This window comes from Paenibacillus sp. USDA918EY (assembly GCF_009870825.1).
GTDB classification, from domain to species: domain Bacteria; phylum Bacillota; class Bacilli; order Paenibacillales; family Paenibacillaceae; genus Paenibacillus_AQ; species Paenibacillus_AQ albilobatus.
In genome coordinates, this window is sequence record NZ_WTWY01000014.1 from 105,099 (window position 1) to 120,191 (window position 15,093).

General features: G+C 54.0%; 11 protein-coding genes. 9 read left to right on the top strand and 2 right to left on the bottom strand.

Annotation, left to right across the window (positions count from 1 at the left end; translation table 11 throughout):
* The first annotated feature begins 55 nt into the window (after positions 1-55).
* Positions 56-529: a ferritin-like domain-containing protein gene (locus tag GQY55_RS23105; RefSeq protein ID WP_236575809.1), complete on the top strand. Its 474-nt coding sequence runs from the start codon at positions 56-58 to the stop codon at positions 527-529.
* 200 nt (positions 530-729) lie between these two features.
* Here the strand turns inward: GQY55_RS23105 and GQY55_RS23110 are convergent, their stop codons facing one another.
* Complete coding sequence (locus GQY55_RS23110) at positions 730-1,860, bottom strand: MGDG synthase family glycosyltransferase (RefSeq protein WP_160044274.1); 1,131 nt, start codon at positions 1,858-1,860, stop codon at positions 730-732.
* Between the two features lie 238 nt (positions 1,861-2,098).
* Between GQY55_RS23110 and GQY55_RS23115 the strand changes: the two genes are divergently transcribed.
* The 5 genes from GQY55_RS23115 to GQY55_RS23135 all read left to right on the top strand — a co-directional run bounded on the left by GQY55_RS23115 (position 2,099) and on the right by GQY55_RS23135 (position 11,521).
* Positions 2,099-2,704, top strand: a complete 606-nt coding sequence (locus GQY55_RS23115; protein ID WP_160044275.1) for a TetR/AcrR family transcriptional regulator — start codon at positions 2,099-2,101, stop codon at positions 2,702-2,704.
* A gap of 132 nt (positions 2,705-2,836) precedes the next feature.
* Positions 2,837-5,191 carry a YhgE/Pip domain-containing protein gene (locus GQY55_RS23120; RefSeq protein WP_160044276.1) on the top strand — a complete coding sequence of 785 codons (2,355 nt, stop codon included), beginning with the start codon at positions 2,837-2,839 and terminating at the stop codon, positions 5,189-5,191.
* Between the two features lie 220 nt (positions 5,192-5,411).
* Complete coding sequence (locus GQY55_RS23125; RefSeq protein WP_160044327.1) at positions 5,412-5,990, top strand: TMEM175 family protein; 579 nt, start codon at positions 5,412-5,414, stop codon at positions 5,988-5,990.
* Positions 5,991-6,462: 472 nt separating this feature from the next.
* Positions 6,463-11,061, top strand: coding sequence for a glutamate synthase large subunit (gltB, locus tag GQY55_RS23130; RefSeq protein WP_160044277.1), 4,599 nt, complete (start codon positions 6,463-6,465; stop codon positions 11,059-11,061).
* Between the two features lie 274 nt (positions 11,062-11,335).
* A complete protein-coding gene (locus GQY55_RS23135; RefSeq protein ID WP_160044278.1) occupies positions 11,336-11,521 on the top strand; it encodes a hypothetical protein in 186 nt (61 codons plus the stop codon).
* 183 nt (positions 11,522-11,704) lie between these two features.
* Here GQY55_RS23135 and GQY55_RS23140 read toward each other — a convergent pair whose 3' ends face one another.
* On the bottom strand, positions 11,705-12,073 hold the full coding sequence (locus tag GQY55_RS23140; RefSeq protein ID WP_160044279.1) for a helix-turn-helix domain-containing protein: 369 nt from the start codon (positions 12,071-12,073) through the stop codon (positions 11,705-11,707).
* A gap of 386 nt (positions 12,074-12,459) precedes the next feature.
* On the opposite strand from GQY55_RS23140, the gene GQY55_RS23145 reads away from it, so the two are divergent.
* From GQY55_RS23145 to GQY55_RS23155, 3 genes are all read left to right on the top strand, one after another.
* Positions 12,460-12,888 carry a hypothetical protein gene (locus GQY55_RS23145; protein WP_160044280.1) on the top strand — a complete coding sequence of 143 codons (429 nt, stop codon included), beginning with the start codon at positions 12,460-12,462 and terminating at the stop codon, positions 12,886-12,888.
* Positions 12,889-13,134: 246 nt separating this feature from the next.
* Positions 13,135-13,824 (top strand): sugar transferase, encoded by a 690-nt coding sequence (locus tag GQY55_RS23150; protein ID WP_160044281.1) that lies wholly within the window; start codon positions 13,135-13,137, stop codon positions 13,822-13,824.
* Between the two features lie 49 nt (positions 13,825-13,873).
* On the top strand, positions 13,874-14,854 hold the full coding sequence (locus GQY55_RS23155) for an LCP family glycopolymer transferase (protein ID WP_160044282.1): 981 nt from the start codon (positions 13,874-13,876) through the stop codon (positions 14,852-14,854).
* Positions 14,855-15,093 lie beyond the last annotated feature (239 nt).

Here is a 15,093-nt window from a genome sequence, read left to right on the forward strand (position 1 = left end):
CCGGGCATATACTGACACGGAAGTTAGCCTATAGGAAAGGCGGGAGCTCCCGATGATGGACCGGACACCCGGAAGCGGCCCGATCGCCGTTCACGACCTGCAGCATCTCATTCAGGCCGAATATCGTTCGATGATTTACGCCCAGCGCATGATGCAGCTTGCGCCTCCGGAGCATCGAACGTATTTCAGCCGGCACGCAGAGATGAAGCGGAGGGAACGCCTTGCGGTTTGGGCAGGGTGGTATCATCGGTTGACGGCCTGTTATCCGGTGTTCAGCAAAGTCGAGCCGCCCAAGGACTACGCGGCAGGGCTTCGCGCTTCGATCGCGGATAGCCTTGACGCCGCCGATACGTATGCCTGGCTGTTGGACCGCGCCGATGAGCCGCAGCTCCAATGGCTGTTGCAGCGTGCCTTGAACGGGGAGACCCGCTGGGCCGTCCGGCTTCAATCGTTGTACTCCGGCTTATGGATGGAGGGCGGCGATTTTGCGGCAAGCAAAGGGCGGATCGGCGTCATCCGCAAACCGTAAGCGGCGTCTAGAGGTACAGACTTTCGCGTTAATCCGGCGGGAGTAACCCTTAGGGAACGCCATGGTTTAAACCGTGCGCGTAAAATGAACCTTATCGCCATCATAAAACAGCTCTCTCCAAAAAGTATGGAGAGAGCTGTTTTTGCGTCCGAACTTGCGGGAGACATCCCCTATGTAATCTGTGCCCAAGCCTGCTTGCTTTATGACGATGTGTTCTGCTTCAGCCAGGCAAGCACCTGCTGCGCGCAATAAAACGGCTCTTTGCCGGGTCCGGATGCGGCGGACGATTTCAGCCGGTCTTCTTCCACCTGCCGGTACTCCTCCGTCAGGCGGCGGCGCCAACGGCGCAGCACCTGAGGGGAAATCATTTCCGCGCTGCCCAGCTCGACGAAATATTGGCCGTTTTCCTCTTCCTGGCCGGGGATCGCTTCGTAAAAAAGCATCGGTATGCCTTTGGCCAGCCCTTCCGTACACGTCATGCCTCCTGGCTTCGTAATGAGCAGATCGGAGACGTCCATCCATTGGTCGATATGTTTCGTATACCCGAGCAGGCGGATATGCGGGTGATCGAGCTCCGGGCTGCTTTTCATCTTCTGCAGCAGCTTTTCGTTGCTTCCGGTGCAAAAAACCAGTTGAATGTCATCCGCCCACGACAGCAGCATGTTTATCATCTCTTTGTTAAAAGAAACGCCCCAGCCTCCGCTCATGATCAGCACCGTTGGCATCGGCTTCAGCCCCAGTTCTTGCCGCAGCCGCCCCTTGTCCCCGTGTTCCCAAAAACTCGGATGCACGGGAATGCCCGTCACCTGAACCGAATCGGCGGCGACGCCCCGGCGCAGGAGCAGGTCCCGGACTTTCGGCGTCGAGACGAGGTACTGGTTCACCTCTTTGTTCACCCATGTGGCATGGACGTCATAGTCCGTGATCAGCGTAATCAGCGGGACGTGGATCCCTTGCCGTTTGAGGCGGGAGACCACCGCATTCGGGAAAGGATGCGTGCAAACGATCAGATCCGGCCGCAGCTGCTTCATCACCCGGGCCGCCTGCGTGTAAAAAATCCGGTGCAGCGCAAGCTTGGCGAGCCGGTTCAGCGATTTATCGTATTGTTTACGGTAGAGCATCCCGACCAGCCTGGGGCTGCTGCTGACCGTTTTACGGTATGCCGAGAGGATGAAGGGGCCCATCTTGGGATTCAAAAAATTGCCGAGCTCTATGACGCGGCATTGCAGCCGGGGGTCGAGCTTCTTCATCCCGGCCGCCAGCGCGAAGGCTGCTTGCGTGTGACCCGTGCCGAAACCTTCGGACAACAGCAGCACTCTCTTTTTCCGCATGTTTTCACCCACTTTTCCTTCCTCTATCTTACAGGAGGCCATCGCAAAAATCCATAAAAGCCATGGATCGGCGGAGAAGCTACAATTCGCATGAAAGTTTGAAGAAAAAACAAAATGTTGATGGTAAGGGTTGCCAAATGACGCGCTCCGTGATAAAGTAGAAAATGACCAATTGACCGAAATGGAAATTCAGTCAGAAATCATGAACGACCATTCCCCACAGAAAGGGGGCGAGGGTATGTCTGCGGTAGATCGCCGAAAGCAAATCCTTCGAGCGGCAGCCCGATCTTTTGCTTTGTTTGGATATAAGGCGACGACGATGGACCAAGTGGCCAAAATCGCGAATGTCGGAAAAGGAACGATCTATACATTTTTTTCGAACAAAGAAGACCTGTTTGACGAAATTTTGTATAAGGTCATATTGGAAATGAAAATGCTGGCCGAGAGCCGGATCGACAGAAACAGCACCTTTTTCGAAAACCTGTTCAGCGTCCTTGACGCTTTGCTGGAGTTCCGGGACGAACACGAGCTGTTCATCAAGCTTTCGCAGGAAGTGCGGGACGTCGGAACGCTTAAAGCAAAAGAAGGTCTTGCCACGCTGGAGCGCGTCATTTTGGATTACCTGGAGCGGGAGATCGCCATGGCTTTGGAGCGCAAAGAAATTTGCTCCTGCGATCCGCAAGTGGCGGCCTTTGTCATGTTCAAGCTGTACATTGCGCTTGCTTCCGATTTTAAGTACGTTCGCGAACCTCTCAGTCAGGTGGAAATCCATCATTATATCCGGATGTTTCTGGCGGATGGCCTCGCGAACCCAAACGCAAGACCGGTCAACATACCAAATTGAGCATGCTTCCCCGCAAGCTGTCTGAACGGACGGCGGCGCAGAGGAAGTTTTTATTGGTCATTGATTGACCAATTGATTAAAACGGTCAATTGGTTTTAAAGATGAAATAAAGGTCTAAGGAGAGAAACAAAGATGAGGTCATTATCAGTGTTTTTGAAAGATATGGCTGCGACGGTGCGCAACCGTAAACTGCTCATTTCGATGATCGCCGTCATTTGCATTCCGGTCATGTATGCGGGTTTGTTTCTGGGAGCTTTCTGGGATCCGTACGGCAAAATGGACCAGCTACCCGTAGCGGTCGTCAATAACGACGCCGGCGCAAAATACGGGGACGAGGAGCTGCGGATCGGCGAAGAACTCGTTCAGGAATTGAAGAAGGGCAACGATTTTGGCTGGAAGTTCGTCAGCCATGGCGAAGCGGAAAAAGGGATGGAGGAGAACCGTTATTACATGACGATCGTCATCCCCGAGGACTTTTCCTCCAAGGCCGCGACGGTCATGGAGGAACATCCGCAGCCTTCGGAGATCATTTTCGAGCCGAACGAAGGGTTTAACTTTCTGGCATCCCAAATCGGGGGGACGGCCGTAAAAGAAATCAGGTCGAAAGTTTCCGAAAAAGTAACGGAGGCTTACTCCAAAAGCTTGTTCCAGCAAATCACCAAAGTAGCCGACGGGCTCGGGGAAGCCGGAAACGGCGCTTCCGAATTGTCCGACGGGGCGGTAAAACTGGATGAAGGCGCGGCTAAGCTGAAAGAAAACATGAGCAAAATGGTCGCGGGCGCCGTGAAGCTTCAGGAAGGCATCCGGCCGCTGGAAGACGGCGCGGGAGATTTGCAGAAGGGCGCAACGAGCTTGAAAGAAGGCTCGCAGCAGCTTTCCGGAGGGCTTGAGCAGCTGGCCACGGCGCATAAGCAGTTGGAAAACGGCGTGTCGGCATCGCATCAAGGCGCCGTTCAGCTAAAAGAAGGGCTTCAAGCCTCCGAAGCCGGCAGTGCGCAGCTTCAGGCCGGACTGCAAAGCGCCGTGGACGGCAGCGGCAAACTTCAAGCAGGACTGGCGTCGACGCTTACCGGCAGCGGCAAGCTGAAGGATGGCTTGAAGCAATCGGAGGCCGGCAGCGCCAAATTGGCGGAAAGCATGAAAGCGGCCGAAGCCGGGGGAGCCAAAGTCGCGGCTGGCGCGCAAAGCGTAGCGCAAGGACTTCAGCAGCTGGCTCAAGGAAGCCCCGAGCTGGCCCAGAACCCGGCTTTCCAAAAGCTGATGGCAGCCAGCCAGGCGGTGGCCAAAGGCACCGAGGAGCTCCATCAAGGGCAAAAGCAATTGAGCGAAGGCGTATCCCAATTGCATCAATCGCAGCAGCAGCTCGCGAGCGGAGCGGGCGGCCTGCATGACGGGCTGCAGCAGCTTTCGGGCGGCGCGGCGCAGCTCGGCCAAGGCGCGGAACAGCTGACGGCCGGAATGGATCAGCTTCATCAATGGCAAAAGCAGCTTCTTCAAGGCGCGACGCAGCTGGAACAAGGGCAATCCAAGCTCGAAGCCGGCATGAAGCAATTTGGCGCGAAGCTTGGCGAAGCGGCGGGAGGCAGCAAGCAGCTTGCGAGCGGCGCCGCGCAAATCGCCGACGGCTCCGGCAAGCTGAAAGGCGGCATGAGCCAATTGGGCGGCGGCGTAGCGGCTATTGCCGACGGCTCCAAACAGCTGGATGACGGCGCGGGTCAATTGACGGAAGGGCTGGGCAAACTGAAGGACGGTTCCGGGGAACTGGCCTCCAAGCTGAACGAAGCGGCGGAGAAAAGCAGCGAAGTGAAAGCGGGGGACGAGAACTTTAAAATGTTCGCCGAACCTGTGCAAATTCAAGAGAAAAAGTTCTCTAAAGTTCCGAACTACGGAACGGGATTCTCGCCGTATTTTCTGTCTCTCGGATTGTTTGTCGGGGCGCTGATTTCGACCATCGTCATTCCGATGAGGGACAGTGCGGTGCTCGGCGCTTCCGGTTTCAACCGGTTCATCAGCCGGACGTTGTCCTTCGTCTTGATGAGCATGCTGCAATCCTTGCTGGCGGCCCTCATCATTCTTTACGGGTTAAAGCTTGACGTGCAGAACGTACCGCTGTTCTACATGTTCACGTTTGTGACGAGCCTGTCCTTTATGTTCATGATCCAGGCCATCGTGACCTGGTTGGATCAGCCGGGACGTTTTGTCGTCATCGTTCTGCTGATCTTCCAATTGACCACCAGCGCAGGCACGTTCCCGCTGGAGCTTATTCCGGACTGGATGAAAGTCCTCAATCCGCTCCTGCCTATGACGTACAGCGTGATCGGCTTCAAAGCGGTCGTATCCACAGGGGATTTCGCGGTGATGTGGCGGCAAACGGCCGTACTCGGCGCCGTGGGCATCGTCTTCCTCGGTCTGACGCTGGCCTACTTCTTGATCAAATCGCATAAAAGCATCCTCGATCAGCAGCAGTCGCCTTCCGTTTCGGCATAGGTAAACGGAGGCATTAAAAAAGGGTCGTTCCCAAAGTTTCATTCTGGGAACGACCCTTTTTCATTCCGGCGTTACGTTGAAATCATCGCTCAGATGGCGCGGGATTATTTCGCCGCAGGGAAAATAATCCCGTTTTGCTTGACAATATGAAGGGGATCATGCAATTTTACTGTTATCGAATATTGAATAGAGCGCGAGAAGCGGGAAATGGGGAAACACTCTGAAAGCAAATCGCATGGAAGCATTTAGCGATGGCGTGCTGGCCATTATTATTACCATTATGGTTCTGGAATTCAAAGTGCCGGAGGGCCATGACTGGCATGCGTTGGTCGGGCTTGGCCCGAAAATTCTCAGCTATATTTTTAGTTTCGTGTATATCGGCATCTATTGGAACAATCATCATCATCTGCTGCATATGGTCCGAACGATGAACGGCCGGTTGATGTGGCTGAACCTGCTGCTTCTCTTCTGGCTGTCCCTGGTGCCGTTTACGACGGCTTGGATGGGGGAAAGCCAATTTGCAGCCACGCCAACGGCGCTGTACGGGATTATTTTAATGGTAGCGGCGTTTTCGTACTGGCTGCTTCAGCGCGCCATTTTGAAACAGCATTCCGGCGATTCCTCATTCGTCGTCACGATGGGCAAAGACTGGAAGGGAAAATTATCTCCCTTGTTCTACTTGACCGCAGTCCTGACCGCCTATGTGAGTCCATGGCTGTCCGGCGTCTTCTTCGTGCTTGTCGCCGTGATCTGGTTCGTGCCGGATCAGCGGATCGAGCGTGCTTTGGGAAGCCGCTGACAAAAACTCTCCGAATCTCGCGCGCAGGCGGGCTCGGGGAGTTTTCTCTTATCCGGGACGATATAGACCCTCCCTATTTATAATAGTAAAGAGTTGTGGCGCTGAATCTTTTTCAAGGATTCGTAAATAATCAAGGAAAATTCAGGGTGAATTTTGCATTATTATTCGGTAAAACTACTTTTTAATCAGAAAACGCTTTAATGCGGCGCTGCAAATCATTATTTATCGGGCTCATAAAAACTTTGAATTGCGCTGGTTTTGGCGCAGTGATAAAATAAAAAAACCAATTCTTGCTGAATAAATATCAATACCTTTCCCCATAGCAACAAGGTTGTCCGCTGTTGTAAGTTACCCCATTCCCCAATCATAGTCACTGTTTTGTTCTGTAGCCAATGATCGTCTCGATGTGGTGTTGTTTGCTGTACCCGAAATGAAGTCATTATTCATTCTGAAGAAAGAAAGGTTGCTTTCCATGAGACATACGGTACTTCCCCCTAAACAGGGACTCTACGATCCGCAGTTTGAAAAAGACGCCTGCGGCATGGGGTTTGTCGCTCACATCAAGGGCAGGGCTTCCCATGAAATCGTCGCCCAGGCGCTGACGATGCTGGAAAACATGGAGCATCGGGGCGGCCAGGGCAGCGAACCGAATTCCGGTGACGGAGCCGGAATCATGCTGCAAATACCGCATCGTTTTTTTGCCGAAGAAGCGCAAAAAAACGGTTTCGAGCTTCCGGAGCCCGGGCAATACGGGGCCGGCATGCTGTTTCTTTCCCATGATGAAGCCGTTCGTGAGGCTCATGAGAGCCGGCTGATTCAGATCATTAAAGAGGAAGGGCAGACGTTCCTCGGTTTCCGCGACGTGCCGACCTATGACGAAATGCTCGGCAAATCGGCCAAAGAAGCCAAGCCGTACGTACGCCAGGTGTTCATCGGCCGCAGCGCCGACCTGAAAGAGGATTTGGATTTCGAGCGCAAGCTGTACATCATCCGCAGACGCGCCGAGCGGGCGATCCGTTACGGCGGCACGCCTGAAGGGGAAACTTTCTACATTTCCAGCTTGTCCTGCCGGAAAATCGTATATAAAGGCATGCTGACGACCGCTCAAGTAGGCCAATTTTACCTCGACCTGCAAAACGAATCGGTCGAAACGGCGATTGCGCTTGTTCACTCCCGTTTCAGCACCAACACGTTCCCGAGCTGGGAGCGCGCGCATCCGTACCGCTTCATGATCCACAACGGCGAAATCAACACGCTGCGCGGCAACGTGAACTGGATGCACGCCCGCCAATCGTTGTTCAAAAGCGAGCTTTTCGGCGGCGACCTGGACAAGGTAAAGCCGATCATCAATCCGGACGGTTCGGATACGGCGATGTTCGACAATACGTTCGAATTCTTGTATCTAAGCGGCCGTTCCCTGCCGCATGTGGCGATGATGATGGTGCCCGAGCCTTGGAACAACCATGAAACGATGGACGAAACGAAAAAAGCGTTTTACGAATACCACAGCACCTTGATGGAGCCTTGGGACGGCCCGGCGGCAATGGCGTTTACGGACGGCGTGCAAATCGGCGCGATCCTCGACCGGAACGGCCTGAGACCTTCCCGCTATTACGTGACCAAAGACGACTTGATCGTCTTGTCCTCCGAAGCGGGGGTTCTCGACATCGCCCCGGAAAATGTGCTGTACAAAGACCGGCTGCGTCCGGGCAGAATGCTGCTTGTCGACACGAAGGAAGGGCGCATCGTGTCCGACGAGGAAGTCAAAGCGCAAATCGCTGCCGAGCAGCCTTACCGTCAGTGGCTCGACGAGCATTTGATCAACCTCGATGAGCTTCCGGACGCGCCGGAGCTGCCGAATCCGAAACATGACAACGTGACGCAGCTGCAGCTGGCATTCGGCTATACGTTCGAAGAGCTGCGCAAAGTGCTGGAGCCGATGGCGGCCACCGGCATGGAGGCGCTCGCCTCGATGGGCTACGACGCCCCGCTGGCCGTGTTGTCCGACAAGCCGCAGCGTTTGTACAATTATTTCAAGCAAATGTTCGCGCAGGTGACGAACCCGCCGATCGACGCGATCCGCGAGGAAATCATTACGTCGACCGCGACGACGATCGGACCGGAACGCAACCTGCTTCATCCGGAGCCGGAAAGCTGCCGGCAGATCCGTCTGGAAACGCCGATCCTTTCCAACGAGGATTTCGCGAAAATCCGCCATGTGCACCGTCCCGGCTTCAAGTCGATGACGATTCCGATCTTTTTTACGGCGGCGGACGGAGCCGAAGGCTTGCGCCAGGCGCTTGACGGGCTTTGCGAAGCGGCGGACCGCGTCATCGCCAAAGGCCATAACATCCTGATCCTCTCGGATCGGGGTGTAGACGCCGAAAATGCAGCGATCCCGGCCTTGCTGGCCGTATCCTGTCTGCATCATCACCTGATCCGCCAGGAAACGCGCACGAAGGTGAGCATCCTGCTCGAATCCGCCGAACCGCGCGAAGTGCATCATTATGCGCTCCTGCTCGGCTACGGCGTCAGCGCGGTCAACCCGTACCTCGCCTTCGAAACGCTTGACGACATGATCCGCCAAGGGCTGCTGCGCGGCGTAACGCATGAAAAAGCCGTCAAAAACTACATTAAAGCGGCGACGAAAAGCGTCGTGAAAATATTGTCCAAAATGGGTATTTCCACGATCCAGTCCTACCGCGGCGCACAAATCTTCGAAGCGGTCGGATTAAAAGAGGAATTCGTGGAGAAATACTTTACCAATACCCCGTCCCGCATCGGCGGCATCGGTCTGGAAGAAGTGGCGGCCGAAGCGCTCGCCCATCACAACCGCGCCTTTACGGATAAGGACGGCAACGATAAGGTGCTGGACTCCGGCGGCGAATACCAATGGCGAAAAGACGGGGAAGAGCATCTGTTTAATCCGCAAACGATCCACCTGCTGCAGCAGGCCGTACGCACCGGCGATTACCGGGTGTATAAAAAATACGCCAAGCTGGTGCAGGGCGAAAACGAGCAGCGGATGACGATCCGCTCCCTGCTGAAGCTGAAGCCGGTCGGACCTTCGGTGCCGCTGGAAGAGGTGGAGCCGGTCGAGTCCATCATGCGCCGCTTCAAAACCGGGGCGATGTCCTTCGGTTCCATCAGCAAGGAAGCGCATGAAAGCTTGGCGATCGCCATGAACCGGATCGGCGGCAAAAGCAATACCGGCGAAGGCGGGGAGGATCCCGCGCGTTATATTCCGGATGCCAACGGCGATTCCCGCCGCAGCGCCATCAAGCAGGTGGCGTCGGGCCGGTTTGGCGTAACGTCGCACTATCTGGTCAACGCCGACGAAATCCAGATCAAAATGGCGCAGGGCGCCAAGCCTGGCGAAGGCGGGCAGCTGCCAGGACGCAAGGTATATCCGTGGGTAGCCGAAGTGCGCGGATCCACGCCGGGCGTCGGCCTGATCTCGCCGCCGCCGCATCACGATATCTATTCGATCGAAGATTTGGCGGAGCTGATCTACGATTTGAAGAACGCCAACCCGAGAGCAAACATTAACGTCAAGCTCGTATCCGAAGTGGGCGTCGGCACGATCGCCGCGGGCGTTGCCAAAGGTAGAGCCGACATCATTTTGGTGAGCGGGTATGACGGCGGCACGGGCGCGTCGCCGCAAAGCTCGATCCGCCATGCCGGCATGCCTTGGGAGCTGGGGCTGGCCGAAACGCATCAGACGCTGATCCTGAACAACCTGCGCGACCGCGTCGTGCTGGAGACGGACGGCAAAATGCTGAACGGGCGCGATTTGGCCGTCGCCGCGCTGCTCGGGGCCGAGGAATACGGCTTCTCGACCGCGCCGCTCATCGCGCTTGGCTGCATTATGATGCGCGTATGCCAAATGGATACGTGTCCGGTCGGCGTCGCGACGCAAAATCCGGAACTGCGCAAACATTTTATGGGCGATCCGGCGCATGTCGTCAACTTCATGAGATTTGTGGCCGAAGATCTGCGCGAGCTCATGGCTGAGCTCGGGTTCCGCACCGTTCAGGAAATGATCGGCCGGACCGACTGCCTCGATACCGAAGCCGCGAGCGACCACTGGAAACGGAGCGGCATCGATTTGTCGGCGCTGCTGCACACGCCGGAAATTCCGGAAAACAGCACGCGTTACAACAGCAAAAAGCAAAATCACGGCTTGGAGGAAACGCTGGATATGCGCGAGCTGCTCGCTCTCGCTGAGCCGGCGCTCGAAACCGGCACAGCGGTTCAAGGAACGCTTCCGATCACGAACGTGGACCGGGCCGTCGGCACGATTCTGGGCAGTGAAGTGACGCGGAAATACGGAGCGGCGGGCCTTCCGGAGGATACGATTTCGTTTACGTTTACGGGCACGGCGGGCCAGAGCTTCGGGGCGTTTGTTCCGAAAGGCATGACCTTGACGGTCGTGGGCGACGCCAACGACTATACGGGCAAAGGACTTTCCGGCGGCAAGCTGATCGTGAAGCCGTCCGACAAAGCGACCTTTAAAGCCGAAGAAAATATCATTATCGGCAACACCGCCTTTTACGGGGCGACCGGCGGAGAGGCGTACATCAACGGGATTGCCGGCGAACGTTTTGCCGTCCGCAACTCGGGGGCTTCGGTCGTCGTGGAAGGCGTGGGCGACCATGGATGCGAATATATGACGGGCGGGCGCGTGGTTGTGCTCGGCGGCACGGGACGCAACTTTGCGGCCGGTATGTCCGGCGGCATCGCCTACGTCTACGATCCGGAGAATACCTTCATCCAGCGCTGCAACCTGGAAATGGTGCTGCTGGAGCGGGTTGAGGAAGCCGAGGAAGAGGAAGAATTGAAGCGGCTGATTCAGAAGCACGTAACCTACACCGGCAGCGCCGCGGGGCAAAATGTGCTGGAAAACTGGAATCAATGCCTGCAGCAATTCGTGCGGGTCATTCCGAAAGATTACAAACGAATGACGCAGCATATCCGCAAGGTGCAGGAAAAAGGCCTGACCGGCGAAGCGGCGCTTATGGCGGCATTCGAAGCCAACATGCGCGAGCTTGCCAGAACCGGCAGTCAATAAGTCATAATATTTTCATGAACGTGTAGGCTTGGCCATCACCGGGTCTGTGATTTTGGCCCCGAAAGGGGACAGAGATCGCAGACCCATTTTTTTCGACAAAAATAGAACTGTATTTCCGAGACAAACTCTCCATCAGACGACAGCATCATGACCGGAGTTGGGATATAATAAAAAAGTCCTATCCTCTGTGGTCATTGCGACCTTCCTATCGAGGATAAGACGATGATCTGATCTTATAGCGAACAAATCGATGAGTGGAGCGAGGGTATCTTCGATGAGAGATGAGAAGGAGTTTGGTAGCGAAGCACGGACCGATGGCGAGCATCCGGCACAGATCCGTTTGGATATCCTTAAAGTGCTGGAGCAATGCGGGATACACCCCGACAACTGGCATCATTACTGTAAGCAGCAGAATCGTTTGGTAAGATCGGATTCCATCCGGTTCAATCCATCCGGTTAACGTCGCCTGCAGCTCCCCGGGTCCGTGACTCCATCAGCCATATCGTTCAAAACGTTGGATCTGCCTATTTGTCGTACAGAATCATGAAAAACGATTATAGAATCCCTCATCCATTATCTTTTAAAACGCATACATTCTATAATCTTGAAAACCTCAGCGGCCGGCGCTGAGGTCTTTTTCCGTTTATTTCATGGCGCGTTCCATCCGAACGAAAGCGATGAAACGTTTGGCTTCATCTTCCGTAAGGCTGCGGCCGTCGACGGTCAAATTAAAGCGCTCCAGCAAATCGGCATCGGAAAGCTCCAATTGATCCACAAACTCCCGAACTTCGGGGTCCATCACCAGCTTCGGCTGGTTCGTGCGGCCGATCAAATAATCGATAGACACCTCGAACTTGTCGGCAAGCTTGGTCAATATTTCAAAATCAGGTTTGCGGCGGTTCTTTTCATAATGGGAGAGTGCGGCTCTCGTAATGCCAATCGATTGGGCTAATTCCTCTTGAGTCCATCCTCTTTGATCCCGCAATTCTGCGATGCGATTCTCGTGATTCATGAATTAACCTCCTCTGATTGCCTACAAAATGCTGAATCCAAGCAACATAAAGTATCAAATATCTCCATTAAATATTGATCGCCGGGGCTGCCGGCTCATGTTCCTATGTCGATCGGCATGCATGTATGCATAAAAAAATCGTCGACCGAGCGCGACTTTTCGCGGATGAAAAGGCAGCATCAAGCATGATGATCGCAATTTTCCCGCTTTTGCCGCTGCTCTCTTTTCATTGATTTTCAATGGAAAAAGGGATTGACTAGTTACAAAATGTATCGTAAAGTAAAACTTGTGATTGATACTAAATGTATCCATTTGGAAACGAATTGTATCATTACGAAGTGTAGTTCGAAATTCTTATTTTTATACCGCAAGGCAGGGACGGTGCCATGAATATATTAACGGCGCACGGCATACATCTTCAAATGCATGTATCCATTCATCAGATCGCTGAAACTCCCGTCGTCTTGAACCGGTCCCGCCCGGTCGTATTATGGGAAGTGGAATCCCGGACCCTCGTGTTTATCAGCGATTTGGACTTTCCGCTTCTGCCGGAAATACGGCTTTGCTTCGACATTGCCTGCGAAGGGAAGCCGATCTGCCGAACGTACGGCAAGCTTCTCTGGAAAGAGGACAGCCTGTCGGATGCAAGGCTTTACGGGGTCCTTCTGGATCCCGATCAGCACGGGGAGGTGAACATGGCGAAACAAATCACCCGCACCGTCATGGGCGGCAGAGTCCGGCTGCAAAACTATGAACATTACACAGATTTCCTGGACAATAAGGGAAGCGGCCAAATCTTTGATGTATTTACATAGAAATGCTGCATGAAAGCGAAAGAAAAAATCCGCGTTTCGCGGAAAAAAGTATGAATGGGATAAAGTCATTTTACTATATTTATCAAAGCGCTGCATAGTGCTTTTGCCCGAAAACCCCCAATTAAATAAGCGAGGGATGGATCTTGAAGCGTATCATATATTTCGAACGAAACCATACCGTGATGGATAAAGCCACGTTTCCCCTAACCACTCTTCTGTCCGATGCCGCAGGCCGATAGGTCCTTCATGAATCAAATCAATCCGTTAAAAAACACGTTGGAAACCGGTCGTCAGTTCGATGTCATTCCGTTATTCGAAATAAAGAACAGAAATTGGTTTTGGTTCGTGAAACGAATGCAGGATATCGTCTTATCCCTTCTCGGGCTTATTTTGCTGTCTCCGCTTTTGCTGCTGGTGGCACTGATGATCAAGGCGGAGAGCCCGAAAGGAGCCGTCATTTTCGCCCAGACCCGCGTCGGAAAAAACGGGAAGCCGTTCAAAATGTACAAATTCCGCTCGATGGTTGCGGATGCCGAGGCGATGCTCGGGGATTTGATGGACAAAAACGAAATCAGCGGCGCGATGTTTAAAATCAAAAACGATCCGAGAGTTACCCGTATCGGGCGTTTGATCCGCAAGACCAGCCTGGATGAGCTGCCGCAGCTTGTCAACGTGCTGAAGGGGGACATGAGCCTGGTCGGACCCAGACCCCCGCTGCCGAGGGAAGTAGCCGATTATACCTCCTACGACATGATGAGGCTGCTCGTTGTGCCCGGCTGCACCGGATTATGGCAGATCAGCGGCAGAAACCACGTCGGGTTCCGGGAAATGGTGGAACTTGATCTGGAGTACATAAGGAATCAATCGTTTATAAAAGATATCGTCATTCTGTGCAAAACCGTAAAGGTGCTGTTCGGAGCCAACAATGCTTATTAATGAACCAAGGGCCGGGCGACAATCGCGTGGAAAGGAGGGGCTTTGATCGATGAAAAAATGGGTTCTCATCCTCTCTTCCGTGTCGATCGTCGCCGTTTTGGGGATCGCCGGGTATGCCGCGCACCTCTATCAATCGGTCAAAACGACCGCGCACAAAATCTATGAAAGCAGGGATGGACAGATCGAGCCGGTGCCGGTCGGCAAGGAAGGAAGCGGCGTTCGGAGCGCCGCGGCAGGGGCGAAATCCGCGGAACCGGCCGGTATCCCCCAGACCAAGACGGTTCCCTTCGACCTGAAGGATAAGAAGCCGTTTACCGTGCTTGTGCTGGGCGTCGATCAGCGCGAACACGATCGGGGAAGATCGGACGCGATGATTTTTTTGACGGTCAACCCGGCCAAGCAGAGCATCCTCATGTTTAACATTCCGCGGGATACGCGGACGGAAATCGTCGGTCACGGCACCGTGGACAAAATCAACCACGCTTACGCTTTTGGCGGCGTCAACATGTCGGTGAAGACCGTGGAACGTTTCCTCGATTATCCGGTGAACTACTACGTAAAGGTCAACATGGAAGGGTTCGCGCGGATCATTGACTCGCTTGGCGGCGTCGAGGTCGACAATCCTTTTGCTTTCTATTATGAAGGCCATCAGTTTGACAAAGGCGAGCTGCGTTTAAAAGGGGAAGAAGCTTTGCTGTATTCGAGAATGCGGTATGACGATCCGCGCGGCGATATGGGAAGAAACGCAAGGCAACGCCAAATATTGCAGCAGGTCATCAAAAATTCGCTGAACATCGCCACCGTAACCAAAATCGAATCGCTGCTGGACGAAGTGGCGGACAGCGTCAAAACCGACATTACGTTTGAGGATATGAAAACCTTTTTGACCGATTACAGAACGGATCTGAAAAAAATCGACCAGGTGGAAATCGGCGGCCAGGGGCAGCGGATCAAAGGCATTTGGTACTACCTGGTGAGCGATAAGGAAAGAAGCCGGATTCATCAATTGATCAAGGCGCATTTGGAGTAAGCCGAACGACGACCGGGATACGTCAATCCCGGCGTTTTTTTGTTTTTGGCGCAAGCGGCTTGACAGCAGGCGGCGATTGAGGTAGATTTCTGGTAATGATACATTTTGTAACTTTAACGTTTTAAAGTTGATACAATTGATTTTGGAGGCAATTCGTCGGGTAAATGTGGACTAGAGACCCAAGGAGAGGAAGGCGGTTCCATTGAAAAATCTGCAGTACGTCTATTGCTTGTGCTGTG

Bases quoted from the DNA above. Each gene is read 5' to 3' on its own strand.
- GQY55_RS23120 (WP_160044276.1), top strand. From the start codon at position 2,837: ATGAGGTCATTATCAGTGTTTTTGAAAGATATGGCTGCGACGGTGCGC.
- GQY55_RS23155 (WP_160044282.1), top strand. From the start codon at position 13,874: ATGAAAAAATGGGTTCTCATCCTCTCTTCCGTGTCGATCGTCGCCGTT.
- GQY55_RS23110 (WP_160044274.1), bottom strand. From the start codon at position 1,860: ATGCGGAAAAAGAGAGTGCTGCTGTTGTCCGAAGGTTTCGGCACGGGT.
- GQY55_RS23145 (WP_160044280.1), top strand. From the start codon at position 12,460: ATGAATATATTAACGGCGCACGGCATACATCTTCAAATGCATGTATCC.
- GQY55_RS23150 (WP_160044281.1), top strand. From the start codon at position 13,135: ATGAATCAAATCAATCCGTTAAAAAACACGTTGGAAACCGGTCGTCAG.
- gltB (WP_160044277.1), top strand. From the start codon at position 6,463: ATGAGACATACGGTACTTCCCCCTAAACAGGGACTCTACGATCCGCAG.
- GQY55_RS23135 (WP_160044278.1), top strand. From the start codon at position 11,336: ATGAGAGATGAGAAGGAGTTTGGTAGCGAAGCACGGACCGATGGCGAG.
- GQY55_RS23115 (WP_160044275.1), top strand. From the start codon at position 2,099: ATGTCTGCGGTAGATCGCCGAAAGCAAATCCTTCGAGCGGCAGCCCGA.
- GQY55_RS23140 (WP_160044279.1), bottom strand. From the start codon at position 12,073: ATGAATCACGAGAATCGCATCGCAGAATTGCGGGATCAAAGAGGATGG.
- GQY55_RS23105 (WP_236575809.1), top strand. From the start codon at position 56: ATGGACCGGACACCCGGAAGCGGCCCGATCGCCGTTCACGACCTGCAG.